The organism is Dactylosporangium sp. NPDC000555 (assembly GCF_040300025.1).
Classification (GTDB): domain Bacteria; phylum Actinomycetota; class Actinomycetes; order Mycobacteriales; family Micromonosporaceae; genus Dactylosporangium.
The window spans coordinates 21,543-36,345 of sequence record NZ_JBEPDB010000007.1 but is presented as its reverse complement, the minus strand read 5'-3'; the positions used below and the strand labels follow the sequence as shown (position 1 = coordinate 36,345).

Annotated in this window: 16 protein-coding genes; 15 read left to right on the top strand and 1 reads right to left on the bottom strand. The window is 67.7% G+C overall.

Annotated elements, in window-relative coordinates; translation table 11 throughout:
• The first annotated feature begins 33 nt into the window (after positions 1-33).
• The 14 genes from ABT297_RS07075 to ABT297_RS07010 all read left to right on the top strand — a co-directional run bounded on the left by ABT297_RS07075 (position 34) and on the right by ABT297_RS07010 (position 13,325).
• Positions 34-795, top strand: coding sequence for an alpha/beta fold hydrolase (locus tag ABT297_RS07075; protein WP_350545638.1), 762 nt, complete (start codon positions 34-36; stop codon positions 793-795).
• A gap of 48 nt (positions 796-843) precedes the next feature.
• A complete protein-coding gene (locus ABT297_RS07070; protein ID WP_350545636.1) occupies positions 844-2,004 on the top strand; it encodes an LLM class flavin-dependent oxidoreductase in 1,161 nt (386 codons plus the stop codon).
• A 30-nt stretch (positions 2,005-2,034) separates the two neighbouring features.
• On the top strand, positions 2,035-2,976 hold the full coding sequence (locus ABT297_RS07065; protein WP_350545633.1) for a polysaccharide deacetylase family protein: 942 nt from the start codon (positions 2,035-2,037) through the stop codon (positions 2,974-2,976).
• Positions 2,942-3,754 carry an SDR family NAD(P)-dependent oxidoreductase gene (locus tag ABT297_RS07060; RefSeq protein ID WP_350545631.1) on the top strand — a complete coding sequence of 271 codons (813 nt, stop codon included), beginning with the start codon at positions 2,942-2,944 and terminating at the stop codon, positions 3,752-3,754. The genes ABT297_RS07065 and ABT297_RS07060 overlap by 35 nt, the downstream gene beginning before the upstream one ends.
• Before the next feature lie 200 nt (positions 3,755-3,954).
• Positions 3,955-4,470: a cupin domain-containing protein gene (locus ABT297_RS07055; protein ID WP_350545629.1), complete on the top strand. Its 516-nt coding sequence runs from the start codon at positions 3,955-3,957 to the stop codon at positions 4,468-4,470.
• Between the two features lies 1 nt (position 4,471).
• Entirely contained in the window at positions 4,472-4,978 is a 507-nt protein-coding gene (locus ABT297_RS07050) for a cupin domain-containing protein (protein ID WP_350545627.1), read from the top strand.
• A gap of 509 nt (positions 4,979-5,487) precedes the next feature.
• Complete coding sequence (locus ABT297_RS07045; protein WP_350545625.1) at positions 5,488-7,029, top strand: AAA family ATPase; 1,542 nt, start codon at positions 5,488-5,490, stop codon at positions 7,027-7,029.
• Between the two features lie 4 nt (positions 7,030-7,033).
• The gene (locus ABT297_RS07040) at positions 7,034-7,240 is read left to right on the top strand and encodes a ferredoxin (protein WP_350545623.1); all 207 of its coding nucleotides are present in this window, start codon (positions 7,034-7,036) and stop codon (positions 7,238-7,240) included.
• Positions 7,241-7,285: 45 nt separating this feature from the next.
• Positions 7,286-8,089, top strand: a complete 804-nt coding sequence (locus tag ABT297_RS07035) for an SDR family NAD(P)-dependent oxidoreductase (RefSeq protein ID WP_350545621.1) — start codon at positions 7,286-7,288, stop codon at positions 8,087-8,089.
• A complete protein-coding gene (locus ABT297_RS07030) occupies positions 8,086-8,919 on the top strand; it encodes an alpha/beta fold hydrolase (protein ID WP_350545619.1) in 834 nt (277 codons plus the stop codon). The genes ABT297_RS07035 and ABT297_RS07030 overlap by 4 nt, the downstream gene beginning before the upstream one ends.
• A gap of 20 nt (positions 8,920-8,939) precedes the next feature.
• On the top strand, positions 8,940-9,713 hold the full coding sequence (locus tag ABT297_RS07025; protein WP_350545618.1) for an SDR family NAD(P)-dependent oxidoreductase: 774 nt from the start codon (positions 8,940-8,942) through the stop codon (positions 9,711-9,713).
• 119 nt (positions 9,714-9,832) lie between these two features.
• Positions 9,833-10,966 carry a cytochrome P450 gene (locus ABT297_RS07020; protein ID WP_350545617.1) on the top strand — a complete coding sequence of 378 codons (1,134 nt, stop codon included), beginning with the start codon at positions 9,833-9,835 and terminating at the stop codon, positions 10,964-10,966.
• A gap of 56 nt (positions 10,967-11,022) precedes the next feature.
• Entirely contained in the window at positions 11,023-12,159 is a 1,137-nt protein-coding gene (locus ABT297_RS07015; RefSeq protein WP_350545616.1) for a cupin domain-containing protein, read from the top strand.
• Positions 12,156-13,325, top strand: a complete 1,170-nt coding sequence (locus ABT297_RS07010) for an NAD(P)/FAD-dependent oxidoreductase (RefSeq protein ID WP_350545614.1) — start codon at positions 12,156-12,158, stop codon at positions 13,323-13,325. The genes ABT297_RS07015 and ABT297_RS07010 overlap by 4 nt, the downstream gene beginning before the upstream one ends.
• Positions 13,326-13,346: 21 nt before the next feature.
• Here the strand turns inward: ABT297_RS07010 and ABT297_RS07005 are convergent, their stop codons facing one another.
• Positions 13,347-13,469 carry a hypothetical protein gene (locus tag ABT297_RS07005; protein WP_350545862.1) on the bottom strand — a complete coding sequence of 41 codons (123 nt, stop codon included), beginning with the start codon at positions 13,467-13,469 and terminating at the stop codon, positions 13,347-13,349.
• Here ABT297_RS07005 and ABT297_RS07000 point away from each other — a divergent pair.
• Entirely contained in the window at positions 13,417-14,532 is a 1,116-nt protein-coding gene (locus tag ABT297_RS07000) for a flavin reductase (RefSeq protein ID WP_350545841.1), read from the top strand. The two genes, ABT297_RS07005 and ABT297_RS07000, sit on opposite strands and share 53 nt — an antisense overlap.
• Positions 14,533-14,803 lie beyond the last annotated feature (271 nt).

The following is a 14,803-nucleotide window of genomic DNA, read 5'->3' as shown; positions in this document are numbered from 1 at the left end:
GCGCTCTGCGGCAACCAGGAATATGGTTCGGCCATGACGTCCCCCGTAACCAGCCGATACCACGTCGAGGCCACCGGTCCAGGCGTGGCCAACGTTCTGTACCTGCACGCTGAGCACGGGCCGCGCGTCGAGCGACCGTTCGTCGACGCGCTGAGCCGGACGAGCGTGGTCGCGGTCGGCCATCACCCAGGTTTCGGCGCGCATGCGGTCGACCAGAGCGCGCACAGCGCGCTCGACATCGCGTTTGGTTACCTGTCCTACCTCGACGAGCTTCCGCCGGGAGTGAAGGTCGACCTGGTTGGTAGCTCGCTCGGCGGCTGGATCGCGCTGCACATCGCGACGATGTACGGGCACCGGATCAGGAAGCTCGCGGTCATCGGTCCGATCGGCGTGAAGTTGACCCCGCCGAGCGAGCGGGACTTCATCGACGTCTTCGCACTGTCCGGGCAGGAGGTCGACCAGCTGAGCTTCGCCGACCCGGCGAAGGCGCCGTTCTCCGGCACCGATCTCCGCGACGACGACATCCTCGAGCGGGCGGCGACGCGCGAGGCCCTCGTCCGCTACGGCTGGGAGCCCTACCTGCACGACACCTCGCTGCGGCGCCGGCTCCATCGCATCAACGTGCCGACGTTGTTCGTGGCCGGTTCGAGCGACCGCTTCGTCCGGGAGGGCTACTACCGGGACTTCGCGCAGCTGGTCTCCGACGCGCGACTGTGCACTGTGGACGGCGGGCACTACCCCGTGATCGAGAATCCGGGCGGCGTACGGGATGCCTTGACCAGCTTCCTTGGCTGACGCTTCCCGACCCGAGCATCACATTCCCGCGCACCCTGAAGGATCTCGATGGAAACCTACTTCTTCAGCGAAAACCCGTATCCGTATCTTCCCGCCGAGGAGACCTACGACTCGATTCGAGCCACGCTGCCCAACCGCGCCTTCGATCCCGTGCTCGGCGCGAAGCTGTACCAGCGGTACTTCGACGAGTGGCAGATCGCCGACGAGCTGGGCCTCAACCTGATGACGAACGAGCACCACCAGACCCCGACGTGTCTGCATCCCTCGATCGCCATCTCATCGGCGATCCTGGCCCGCATCACCAAGAACGCGCGGATCACGGTGCTCGGCAACCCGTTGCCGATGCGCCGGGACCCGATCCGGATCGCCGAGGAGATGGCGGTCGTCGACACGATCTCCTTCGGTCGGCTCAACGTCGGATTCGTCAAAGGACAGCCATACGAGGTTCTGCCCGCCAACGCCTCGACGATCGGCATCAGCGAACGACTGTGGGAGGCGCACGACCTCATCCTCAAGGCATGGACGAGTCATGACGGCCCGTTCAACTGGGAAGGGACGTGGCACTACCGCAACGTCAACATCTGGCCGCGACCGTACCAGCAGCCGCACCCGCCGGTTTGGATGACGACGAGCACCGTCAGCAGCATGGCTCGGATCGCACGGCACGGCTACGTCGTCGGCACCTTCGTCGGAGGTTTCGAGCACACGAAAGCGCTGTTCGGGGCTTATCGCAAAACCTATCAGGAGACATTCGGGGTGTCGGAGACGCCGGACGACCGTCTGGCCTACGCGGCCCTCGTCGCGGTCGCCGACAGCACCGAGGCCGCGATGGAACGGCTGCGGACGATGCAGTGGTACTTCGACTCGGGAAAGGTCGCGCGCCACATCGCGCAGCCGCCGGGCTATGTGCCGCCGCAGGCGTTCCTCAGCGTGGCCCGCTCGGGTCCGCCGAAGTCGGGCCCGGGCGCTGCCCGAGGTAAGCCGGCGGAGTGGCTCGTGGAGAACGGCATGGCCTTCGCGGGCACACCCGACGACGTGGTGGCGCAGATGACCCGCTTCTACGCCGAGGTGGGCGGCTTCGGAAACCTGATGATGATGGGGCAGGCCGGCACTCTCGGTCACGAGGAGACGGTGAACTCGCTCGAACTCTACGCCCGCGAGGTCGCACCGCGACTTTCTGAACTCAACCATTCGCTGGTGAAGGCCTAGGCACCGCGACTCGACGAACGGAGTGCAGACATGCCAGACGCAGGAGAAGCCGGCCGCGAACTGATCGGCACCCGGATCCCGTTCCGCGACCGAAGAGGACTGCAGGCGTGGCCCAACGGCGCCAAGATGGCGGTGCTGGTCTACACCGCTCCCGAGGAGTGGGCGTGGCCCACGGCGGAGAGCTTCCACACGCCTGGAACGCTTGATTTCGGTCAGTCGGTGCAGCCACTCAGCTCCCGCACCGCGGTGTCGTACGGGTACAACGTGGGCCTGTACCGGCTGGCCGAAATATTCGAGCGCTTCAGCATGAAGGTCACGCTGTGGACGAACGGCACCGCCGTGGAGCAGCACGAACAGGTGTTGCGCGACCTCGTCGAGGCCGGCCACCATCTCGGCGGACACGCGTACAGCGAGGGCACGCCGCTCAACACGCTGACCCGCGAAGGACAGCGCGAGAGTATCCAGCGCACCATCGACCTCATCGCCAAGGTCACGGGCACGAAGACCCGCGGCTGGATCGGCCCTGGCGCCGTCTGCACCCGCGAGACCATCGACCTGCTGATGGAGATGGGTTTCGACTACCACTGTGACCTGCAGGATGACGAGTTGCCGTACTTCCTCACCAGCGGCGAGCAGAGCATCCTCGAAATCCCCTACCGCATGGTCGGCAACGTGAACGACTTCCCGCTGTTCACCCGCAACATCCAGTCGGTCAAGGCCGGCGTCCGGCATCTGTGCGAGACGTTCGACGCGTACCGGCAGCGAGCGGAGGTCCGGCCACTGCTGTTCAACTACGGCACCCATCCGTTCGTCAGCGGACGGCCCGACTTCTCGGTCGTTCTGGAGGAGTTCCTGGAGTACGTCCATTCCTTCTCGGACGTCTGGGTCTGCAACTACGACCAGATCTGCGACTGGTGGACCCAGAGCTTCACGGGCCATGCGGACCTCGTCAGCGCCCCGATCGAGCCGTGAGCCGATGTTCGAGGACCTGAGGGGCAAAGTCGGGATTGTGGCCGGAGGGGCGGGTGCCATCGGGGCGAGCCAAGTCCGCCTGCTGGTCCGGCTCGGTGCGAAAGTGGTCGTCGCCGACCTCGACGACGACGCGGGCCAGTCCCTGGTGGCAGAGCTGGGATCCGATTGCGTGTTCGTGCACGCCGACGCGTCGAGTGAGCAGGACTGGACCGGCGTCGTCTCAACCGCCGTATCACGGTTCGGCCGGGTGGACATGCTGAGCAACTCATTCGGCATCGCACCGCAGTCAACCCTCGCCGACCTGAGCTATGAGCAGTACATGCGGGCGATCGCGGTCAACCAGACAGCGGTCTTTCTCGGCATCAAAGCGGTGCTGACACCGATGAAGCAGCAGCGCGGCGGGTCGATCGTCAACGTCTCATCCGGCGCCGCCTACCGCGCACAGCCCTACCTGTTCGCCTACTCGGCGAGCAAGGCCGCGGTAGTCGCGATGTCCCGGGACGCCGGTGTCGAGTTGGGGGCGTACGGCATTCGCGTCAACGCGATCTGTCCAGGCGGTACGCGCAGCGAGCTCAACACCGCGACCACGACCGCCTGGGCGAGGACGAGACCGTCCTATGACCGCGAGCATGCGTTCGATCGGCACCCACTCGGCCGCATCGGCGAGCCGGAGGAAGTGGCCAACATGGCCGTGTTCCTGCTCTCCGACGCCGCGTCCTACTGCACCGGCAACTCGTACCTCGTCGACGGCGGCCTGCTCGCCGGTATCCGCCCCTGACATCGCAGAGCGGGCCGCATCGAGCAGCTGACCGACCTGCTGGCGGCGGCCGACGTTGTCCTGGATCCCGAGCTCCTCAAGCGTCTCGACGACCTGACGTGGGAGTACCGGCGCGGCGACGACGCACGCTGAACCGCGTCGCGTCACCAAGGCACATCAACCGGAGGCTACGGCGTCCGAGCAGCGAAGGGAAGGTCCGCATGGCGGAGAGAGTGGCCGAGCGCGTCCAGGAGCGCGACCCGTCAGGCATCAACCTGTATCACGAGTTTCTCGCGCGGCTGGAGAAGCGGCAGTCTGACGCCGAGAACGGCCAGATCGTCATGAAGGGGTCCGAGCTGCCATGGCAGCTCGGACGCCAGGGGCGCGTCAAGTTCTACCTGTACGCGGTCGGGCGCGACCAGACGGCCATCAAGGACTGGCTCGTGTTCGTCAACGACATCCACACCCACACGGGCAAGCACATCCATCAGGGCGGCCTCGGCCTGTACATCCTGCGTGGCCGGGGCTACACGGTTGTCAACGGGGAGCGGTTCGACTGGAAGCAGGGCGATCTCGTCATCCTTCCCGTCATGCCCGGGGGATGCGAACACCAGCATTTCAACGAGGACCCGGACGAGTCGAGCCTGTGGCTGGCGATCATCTACGAGCCATTCATGTACGCCACGGGAAGCCAGCTCGAGCAGCGCGAGGTGCACCCCGACTGGAAGGAGGCCTGACATGGCCAAGACGTCATTGTGGGACGACTACGTCGCACGCGGGCGCAGCGAGGTCGAGCGGGTCCGTAGGGGCACGGCGGTCATCGAGCGCGAGACCTGCCCGGTCGAGCTCACGCCGTTGGGGCGGGTGCGCTGGTACACGCACCCCGAGCTGGATGGCCCGGTTTCGCACGCGCTCTACCAGTTCGAGCTGGAGATTCCCGCCGGATCATGCTCCGGGCGCGTCGCGCACCAGGGCGGGATCGTCCACTATGTCCTGAGCGGCCAGGGCTATACCGAACTCGACGGTCGGCAGCACGCCTGGGAGGCCACCGACGTGATCGGCATCCCGGCGCGCGCCGCAGGTGTGACGTTCCAACACGTGAACACGGGCACCACCACGGTCCGCCTCATGGTGGCCATGGTCAACCTGGACTCGTCGATGGGACCCTTCCTCGGAGCGGAGGTCCGCGTGCTCGAGCCGGCGCCCGAGTATGCGGCGGCAGACGCGGATGGGGCGCCGGCGTGACCGCGCAAGACCACCACCACCATCACGACCACGCGGTCGATGGCGACCCCGGCGGCAAGCACTCCCACGCCTCTGTCGCCCGGCCGCTGGTCGGTCGGCGCCTCGCACCGACCGAGGTCGGGATCTCCTCCGATCTCGGCCGCGACGCGATGCTGGGGGAAGGCGACGCGGTATGGATCCGTGGCCAAACCGCGGCGCCGGTCGTCGCGGTTGTTCGCGACATCTCCGGAGCCCCCGGCGAGGGCAACGTGGTCCGGCTCGGCAGTCTGCTCTGGAGCGGGCTCGGCGTGCGGCCGGGCGACGTGGTCACGGTCGGCCCGGTCGGTGAGGTGAGCGCCGGCAAGGTGCAGCTGGTGCCGGCCTTTCACCTGTTCCATCGCCTCGGCCAACGGGTCGTCGACCGGCTCCGGACGGCTCGCGCGCCGATCAGTGTGGGGGCGAGCCTCTTTGTCGAGACGTACGGCGGCGGCGGTGGCGTGGTCCTGCGGGTGTCCGACTCGGACACCCGTATGGGCCGGATCACCGACGCTACGGAGGTGACCTTCGGCGAACCGGACCCTGACGTCGGCCGACGCAAGCAGAGCCTGGCCGACGTCGGAGGCCTGCACCAAGAGATCGCACGGGTTCGCGAGCTGCTCGAGCTCCCGCTGGTCGCACCCGGCCTGTACCGCGCGATCGGCATCCGGCCCACCAAAGGCGTGCTGCTCTGCGGTCCGCCCGGCGTCGGAAAGACCCTGCTGTGTCGCGCGGTCGCCGCCGAGCTGAATGCCGAGGTGTTCCAGGTGGCCGCGGTCGACCTGGTCGGTGGCTTCTCCGGAGAGACCGAGGCCAACCTCCGGACGCTGTTCAACAACGCGTCCCATCACGCACCAGCCATGATCGTCATCGATGAGCTCGACGCCGTGGCCGTCCGCCGCGACGCCATGGCCTCCCAGGGCGACGTGCGGGTGGCGACCCAGCTGCTGTCGCTGATGGATGGCCTGGACCAGGTCGACGGCGTTGTCGTGCTCGCCACGAGCAACCGTCCGGACTCCATCGACGAGGCGTTCCGCCGCCCCGGCCGCCTGGACGTGGAGATCCGCATCGACGTGCCGGACGAACAGGGGCGACGCGAGATTCTCGCGGTGCATACCCGCGAGATGCCACTCACCGAAGCCGCCGAGCGAGCGTTGGAGGGTGCGGCGAGCACCACTGCCGGCCTCACCGGAGCCGACCTCATGCATCTCACGCGCGAAATCGGTCTCGCAGCGGCCCGCCGGGTCAGCACGCAGTCGGTTCATGCCGACTGGAGCGAGGGGCTCGATGTCGACATCTCGGTGGACGCGGCCGATGTCGCGGAAGGTTTGGAGCGAATCAGTCGCTCGGCCCTTCGCGGCGTGTTGCACGAAACGGCGACGACGTTGAGCTGGCAGGACATCGTCGGGCTCGACGAGGAGAAGGCACTGCTGGAGCGGGCCGCCGCCGACGCGTTCTCGCCGGCGGGTGCCGCCGAGGGCGTGCTGCTGTTCGGACCCGCGGGCGAGGGCAAATCCACGCTGGTCGGCGCGCTCGCCAAGCATCTGGACGTTCCCCTGCTGACCATCGAGGGAGCGAGCGTCTTCAACCAGTGGCTCGGCGAGTCGGAGGGCGCACTTCGGCTCGTCTTCGAGCGCGCCAGACGAGTCGCACCGGCCATCCTCCTGATCGAACAACTTGACTCGATCGCGTATGCGCGGGCGCAGGGAGCTCAGGAACACGCTCCCATGCGCGTGCTCGCGGCGCTGCTCGCAGCGGTCGACCGGTCCCGCGGCAGCCGCGTCCTCGTTGTCGCCACGACCAACCGCGTGGACCTGGTGGATCCCGCGGTCATCCGACCCGGCCGCATCGGGCGCCGAATCGAGATCTCCGAGCCGAGCCACGAACGACGTCTCCGCATCATCGAGCAGCTGGCCGGAGGCGATCCGCGCGTCGCCGGCGAGGCGGCCCAAGAGCTGGCCGATCGGCTGTCAGGCGCCTCCGCGGCGGAGGTCGCACGGGCCGTCGGCGAAATCATCACAGCGTACGAGAGGTGAACGAATGGGTCTGGTGGTGACAGTCGAGCGCGACGCTTGCGCCGGCTACGGCAACTGTGTGGTGGCGGCGTCGGCAATCTTCGAGCTCGACCCGGATGACAACGTGGCCGGCGTCGTTGAGGGCGCGCCCGTGGACGAGTACGAGGACGCGATACGCGAAGCCGAGTTGGACTGCCCGGCGCGGGCCATCCTGGTGTCTCGCAAGCAGTGAGCGAGCAACGCGCCGATGTCGTCTAGCGAGACCAGGAGGAATACCATGACCGAACCGTGGCTGAGCAGCACGGCCTTCGCCGGTCGGCGGGGCATTGTCACCGGTGGTGCCGGCGCGGGAATCGGCGCGGCGCTCGTCGATGTCATCAGTGCCCACGGTGGGCGGGTTGCCGCGTTCGATCTCGCGGCGGCGAACACACCGGTGCCCTCGAAGAACGTCCGCAGGTACCAGGTCGACGTCGCCGACGCCGAAGCGGTCGAGCGCGCCGTCGACGAGGCCGCCTCGTGGCTGGGCGGCGTGGACTTCGTAGCGAACGTCGCCGGCACAGTCGACAACGCCGCATTGGCGGACGGCGACCTCGAGACGATGCTGCGCGTCTTGCGCGTCAACCTGCTCGGTCCGCTGCACGTCTGCCGATCGGCGTTCCCGTTGCTGCGCAAGGGCGACGATGCGGCTGTCGTCAACGTATCGTCGCTGGCCGGCACCCAGGCGTACGCGGGCGGCGGCCTGTACGGTGCCAGCAAGGGCGGCCTTGAGGCGATGTCTCGCCAGCTCGCCGTGGAGTGGGCCCCGTTCGGCATCCGGGTCAACGTGGTCTCGCCCGGCCAGATCGAGACTCCCCTCGCCACGCATCCAGGTGACGAGGCCATGCGCGCAGAGCGAGTCAAGCGCATCCCGGCCGCTCGCCGCGGACGGCCCGTCGAGGTCGCGAACATGATCGCGTTTCTGCTCCTGCCGGCTTCGAGCTATGTGACAGCGCAGAACGTCCGGGTCAGCGGCGGCCTCGACCAGACCGCGATGCACGGACGCAGTTGGTGGGAAGACTACCTGGCACGGGAGCTGGCATGACCCTGCGCTATCGCAGCGTCGTCGTCGACGATGTGCGAACCGCCTACATCGACGCCGGCGAAGGGCCGACCGTCGTGCTGCTGCACAGCGGCGAGTATGGCGCGTCAGCGCTGTTGTGCTGGGAGCACAACATCGAGGCACTGGCGACCCGCTATCGTGTCCTCGCGCCCGACTGGCTCGGCTTCGGCGGTACGGACAAGGTCTTCGACTTTGCCGGCGGCCGGGCGCGGCGGATACGGCACATGCGCCGGTTCCTCGAGGTCATGGATGTCACGTCGGCGGCCTTCATCGGAAGCTCCATGGGTGGCGGCGTCCTGTCCGGCGTCGCTGCCGAGCGTCCCGTCGCGTTCCCCGTGGCGGCGCTGGTCCTGAGCTCCGCGGGGGGGTTCGCGCCTGACAACGCCAGCCGGCGGGCGCTGCTGGATTACGACTGCACGGTCGAGTCGATGCGCCGGATCGTGTCAGTCATCTTCCACGACCCGCGGTGGGCGTCCGATGACGAATACGTCCTGCGCCGGCATGCCGCCAGTCTTGAGCCTGGTGCGTGGGAGGCCTGTTCGGCGCCGCGCCTGCGCCGGCCGGACGGACCCGCGCGGTCGTCGTTCGGGCAGCCTGACCGAGTGCCGTACGAGCAGATCACGGTGCCCACGCTGCTCGTCGCGGGCGCCGACGACCCGCTGCGCGAACGCGGATACGCGGCGCAGATCGCCGATCGGCTCCCGCACGGTCAGGCACTGGTCTACCCCGACTGCGCCCACATGCCGCACATCGAGCATGCCCAGCGGTGGAACGAAGACGTCCTTGCGTTCCTGGCAAAGGAATACGCCTGACACCTCAAGAAGGAGCGCGCGTGTACGAAGATCTTCGCGACAAGGTTGTCATTGTCGCCGGCGGCTCAGGTGGGATCGGTGCGAGCCAGGTCCGCAAGCTGGACGCGGCCGGTGCGCATGTCGTCGTCGCCGACCGCGACGAGGACGCCGGACGCAAACTCGTCGCAGAGCTCGGCGGCGACCGCAGCCTGTTCGTCCGCATCGACGTGTCGGTCCCGGCGGACTGGGAGATGCTCGTCGACCGGACGATGGCGCGGTTTGCCCGGATCGACGGACTGAGCAACTCGTTCGGTATCGCACCGCAGTCCAGTCTCGAGGAACTGAGCCTGGAGCAGTACAGCACCGTCGTGTCGGTCAACCAGGCCGGTACGTTCCTCGGGATCCGCTCCGTGTTCCCGCACATGATCGGCCGCGGCGGCTCGATCGTCAACGTCGCGTCCGGCGCGGCCTACCGCGCACTGCCCTACCATTTCGCGTATGCGGCCACCAAGGCCGCCATCATCGCGATGACCCGGGACGCGGCAGCGGAGCTCGGCCAGCACAACATCCGGGTCAACTGCATCAGTCCCGGTGCGATCCGAACGAACCTCCAGGCCGCCACCGTGGCGCAGTGGCAACGCAGGCGCCCGGCCTACGACGACTCGCAGGCGTTCGCAGCCCATCCACTGGGTCGAATCGGCGAACCGGACGAGGTCGCGGAGGCGATGCTCTTCTTCCTCAGTGACGCGTCCTCCTACTGCACAGGGACATCACTGCTGGTCGATGGCGGCATCGTGGCCGGATCACGGCCCTGAAATGTTCGATACGAGATGAGAGGCAGGCCCGAATGTCCGATCAACAAGCGGTCGCGCCCACACCGCATACACAGTCCCTCGATTTTGACCACCACGCCCGTGACCGTTCCGAACCACAAGTGTGGGCGGACTACGAGTCGTTGCGAGCGTTGGGCGCGGTCACGCACTCGTCACACTATGACGGGTTCTGGCTCATCACGTCGCACGACGCGGCCAAGCAGGTGCTGCGGAACCACGACGCGTTCTCGTCGACGCCGAGCCATCGTCTGCCCCAGGGCAACGCCCCATCGGTCATCCCGATCGACTTCGACCAGCCCGAGCACACCGCCTACCGCGACGCCGTGGTCGAGGCGGTGCGGCCACACCGGCTGCGCGCCGCCGGTCCATTCATCGTGGAAACGGTCTCGGCCGCGGTCGACGCGTTCTACCGCCGCGGAGGTGGCGAAGTACGCAGAGGTCTGTCCATCCAGATCCCGTTCCGGGTCCTGACCGGCGTTCTCGGGATCTCGCAGGAAACGGTGGAAGCTCTCCTGGCGCAGAGCGATCCGCCGGCCGGGTCGCAGACGGACGGCCAGCACCACAGCACCGACCAACGCATCCGCGCGCTCCTCGTCGCGGAGATCGCCGCCCATCGTTCCCGGCCCGCGCCGGCGGGGGACTACGTGGACTGGCTGCTCACGGAACGGGTCGACGCCGGGCTGCTCACCGAGGCCGAGGCCGTCGACATCCTGCTGACGCTAGCCGTGGCCGGGTTCCGTACGACCATGAACTCCATCTCGACCTTGGTGTATCTGCTGGCCTCCGATCAGCGTCTGCAGGAGCGCCTTCGGGCGGATCCGAGCCAGTCGGCGTACTTCGTTGAGGAGATGCTGCGGTTGCGCTCGCCGGCGCAGAACATCGCGCGCCGGACCCGGTGCCCGGTGCACATCGGCGACGTCGAGATCCCCGCCAACGAGCGGGTTGTCGTCAGCGTCGCGGCGGCCAACCGCGACCCCGCGGAGTACGCCGCGGGCGCCGAGTTCGACCCGTCGCGGCCGGCCCGCGGACACCTCGCGTTCGGCTGGGGGATACACCAATGCGCCGGTGCGCCGCTGGCCCGGGCCGAACTGAAGGCCTTGCTGGAGTCGCTCTGCTCCTACCCGCCGTTCCGGCTCGATGGCGACGTCGAGTTCGGCCACATCAAAGAGGGCATTCACTTCGGCCCGTCGTCGATGCACGTGCGTTTCGCCGCTGAGCGCGTTGACAGGCCGTAGCCAGCGTGAGAGATTGATTCCATTCTTCCGAATAGCATTTCACTGAGAGGAACGGCATGGAGATCCCGGTCACGGTCCGCTTCCCGACCGACACCAGCCTGGATCCCGGCACCGCACCCGAGACGGTCGAGCGACTCGGGGAGCTGTACAGCGATCTCGACCGGCTTGATCTGCAGCCGCTGTGGACTCAGAACAAGCAACTCCTGAGCCGCGTGCCACGGCCGAAGGCGGTGCCCTGGATGTGGCGGCGCGTCGACATGATTCCCCTCGCCGCGCGATGCGCAGAGCTCATCACTATCTCCCGCGGCGGTGATCGACGCGTTCTCGCACTCGCGAATCCGGGACTCGACGGACGACCCTTCATCACCTCGACCCTATGGGCGGCGATTCAGTACCTCGGTGCCCACGAGTCGGCTCCGGCGCACAGGCATTCCCCCGGGGCGATTCGCTTCGTCCTGGAGGGCGAGGGGACGTTCACCACCGTCAACGGCGACGCCTGCGACATGAGGGCCGGTGACCTCGTGCTGACCCCGCCCTGGCACTGGCACGATCACAAGAACGAGTCGGATTCGCCCATGACGTGGTTCGACGGCCTGGACCTCCCGCTCGTCAACCATCTCGACGCGACCTTCTTCGAGGAATATCCGGCAGAGTCGATGCAGCCGGTCCGCGGGCACAACCTGTCCGAGCAGATCTACCGCGCGCCGGGAACCGTTCCCGCCGCCGCGTCTTCCGGTGCCTCCGTGTACTCGCCGCTGCTGGTCTACCGGTTCGCCGACACCGAACAGGCGTTGCGGTCGTTGGCGCGCGAGAGCGGAGCTGCGATGGTCTCACTCGAGTACGTGAACCCGCTTTCCGGCGCCAGCGTCATGCCCACGCTCGGATGTCACGCCAGCCGGCTCGCTCCGGGACAGCGGACCGCCACGGAACGGCAGGTCGGGTCCCAGGTGTTTGTCGCCTTCCGGGGCTCCGGCACGACGGTCATCGACGGCCGGAGCTTCGACTGGGGTCCCGGTGACATCTTCGTCGCCCCATCCTGGGCGGCCGTCGATCACGAAGCGTCAACCGAAAGCTACCTGTTCCACGTCACCGACGCGCCCGTCCTCAAAGCCCTCGGGCTCAACCGTCACACGGTTGAACATCGCAACCAGGACGTACTCGGGAAGTTCGCCGGCCACGCCGCAGCGCTATGACCGGCGGCGTTGTCGTCGTCGGTGCGTCGGTCGGGGGCGTTCGTGTCGTGCAGGCACTCAGGGCGCGCGGCTACGAAGGCCCGATCCGGCTCATCGACAAAGAGCATGGCGGCCCCTACGACAAGCCACCCCTGTCCAAAGCGTTCCTCACCGATACGCCTCTGCCGGACATCTCGCTGACCTCCGTCGGTGAGCTGGCCGATCTGCACGTGGAGTACACGCCGGGTGTCGAGGCTGCCGGGCTGGACAGCGCACACTCGGTGCTGCACACCTCGGCGGGCAGCATGTCCTACGACGACCTGGTCCTCGCCACCGGCGCAACGCCACGACGGCTGCACGACTTCGAGGGGATCTCAGGCGTCACAACGTTTCGGACCAGGGCCGATGCGCTCGTCGTTCGCGAGGCGCTGGCACGCAGGCAGCGGATCGTGGTGCTCGGCGGGGGATTCATCGGAGCTGAGGTCGCCTCGAGCGCCCGTGCGGCAGGCGCGCAAGTGACGGTCATCGAGGCATCCGAGCGGCTCATGGCCAGGGTCCTGCCTCCCGAGACCAGCCGGGCGTTGACGGATCTGCATCACCGCCATGGCGTTGAGCTCGTCCTGGGGTCCACGGCCATGCCGTATGCGCCCCGCGGCCGTATCGAGGCTGTGGTCCTGGCGGACGGACGAGCGGTGCGGGCCGACCTGGTCGTCGTCGCGGTAGGGGTGCAACCATCCACCGGATGGCTGCACGACGGCGGCCTGTCCGTATCCGACGGAGTCGAGTGCGACAGCACCTTACGGGCCGTTGGCGCGGAGCATGTCTGGGCCGTCGGAGACGTGGCACGCTGGTGGCATCCCCGGTTCCAGTGTTCGACGCGGGTCGAGCATTGGACGACCGCCCGCGAGCAGGCGGCGATTCTCGCCCGCAACATCGCGTCCGACGAACATCGGATGTGCGACCTCATCCCGTTCGTCTGGTCGGACCAGCACGGCGCGCGAATCCAGCACGTCGGGCAGACCGGCGATGCGGTGGAGGTCGAAGAGTGGCGAGACGGCGAAGCTTCGCTCTTCACCTATCGCAAGGACGGTGTCGTCGTCGGCGCGACAGGCATCAACGCGGCCGCCAAGGTGTCCGGGATCAGGCGCCAGCTTGCCGCACCCGCGCCGGCGAAGCAACTCGGATAGTCGCGGAGGACACACAATGAGCTACGAGGGCAGCTTCGACACGCGCCGGTTCCGCGACGTGCTGGGCAGGTACCCGACCGGCGTCGCCGTTGTGACCAGCTCCCATGCCGACGGCCCGGTCGGCATGGTGGTCGGGTCATTCACCTCGGTCTCGTTGGAACCGCCGCTGGTCGCCTACTTCCCGAAAAGGACCTCAAAGACCTTCGCTCTGCTGGGCCAATCGTCGACCTTCGCGATCAACGTCCTGGGCTCGTCGCAGGAGACCCTGTGCCGACGCCTGTCAGCCAAGGACGAGACCGTCTGGGGGAGCGTTGACTGGCATCTCAGCAGCCAGGGAAACCCGATCTTCGACGACGCCGTGGCCTGGATCGAGTGCGAGCCGGTCTCGGTGCTCGACGGCGGCGACCACTACATCGTCCTGGCGCGAGTCATCGAGCTCGACATTCAGCGCGACGACCTCCCCTTGCTCTTCTTCCAGGGTGGATACGGCAGGTTCGCCCCACTCTCGATCGCCGCTCTCGTCGAGGACCAGCTGTCGGCGCAGGTCGAACTCGCCGAGCTGGCCAGACCCGAGATGGAGCGTCTCGCACGTGAGCTCGGGGTGGAGTGCGTGGCACAGGCCGCGATCGGCAACGAGATCGTGCACCTGGCGACGATTCTTCCCCGGGAGGGTACGACGACACCGGGTCCTGTCGGGCTCCGGCTCCCGCTGGCCCCGCCGCTCGGCTCATTGCACGTGGCCTGGGCCCCGGATCACGTCCGTGAGTCGTGGCTTGCCCACAGCGGCCATACCCTGACGGAGACAGACCGCGTTCGGTGCCTGGCATTGCTGGAGCGGGTGCGGGCGCGAGGCTGGTCGGTCGCGCTGCGAATCCCAGACATCGAGCAGCGAGTGAGCGAGGCACGCCGATCATTCGGGCGCCGATACACAGCCGCGCTGGAGCAAAAGCTGCTCAGCCTTCTGGGCGACGTTCTCGACTTCTACGATGGTTCGCTGGAGCCGGGGCGTACCTACGACGTTCGCTTCCTCGGCGCTCCCGTGCTCGACGATCGAGGCCAGGTGAAGCTGGCCATCAAGATGTTCGACCTTCCGCCCTCGCTTACGGCGGACCAGATCGAGCACCTGGCCGGCCGCCTGGTCGCTGCTTGTCGGCAGGTGTCGGTCGCGGCGACTCAGGCGCCCCCGCACGCTGGAGCGCCCGGCTGAGCCGAGCGCACAGGAACCGGGCAGGCCTGCGAGCACTACTCTGCGAACCGCGTCGGCGGGTCCCGGCGGTCTGGGCAGCGAGTACAGGCCGAGCAAGTTGAGCTGGGCGGTTGCGACCGATCTCCGGCGCCCTACCCGGGGGCGTCGTCGTACGGAAAGCGAGACGCCCGACCGGGCGGAAAGCGGATACCGCCGGCCGGCCGCAGTCGCGGCCCAGGCACGTCTTGGCGTTCGACTCGGTGCTGGACGTGGTTGTTTGATGTGCGAGCAT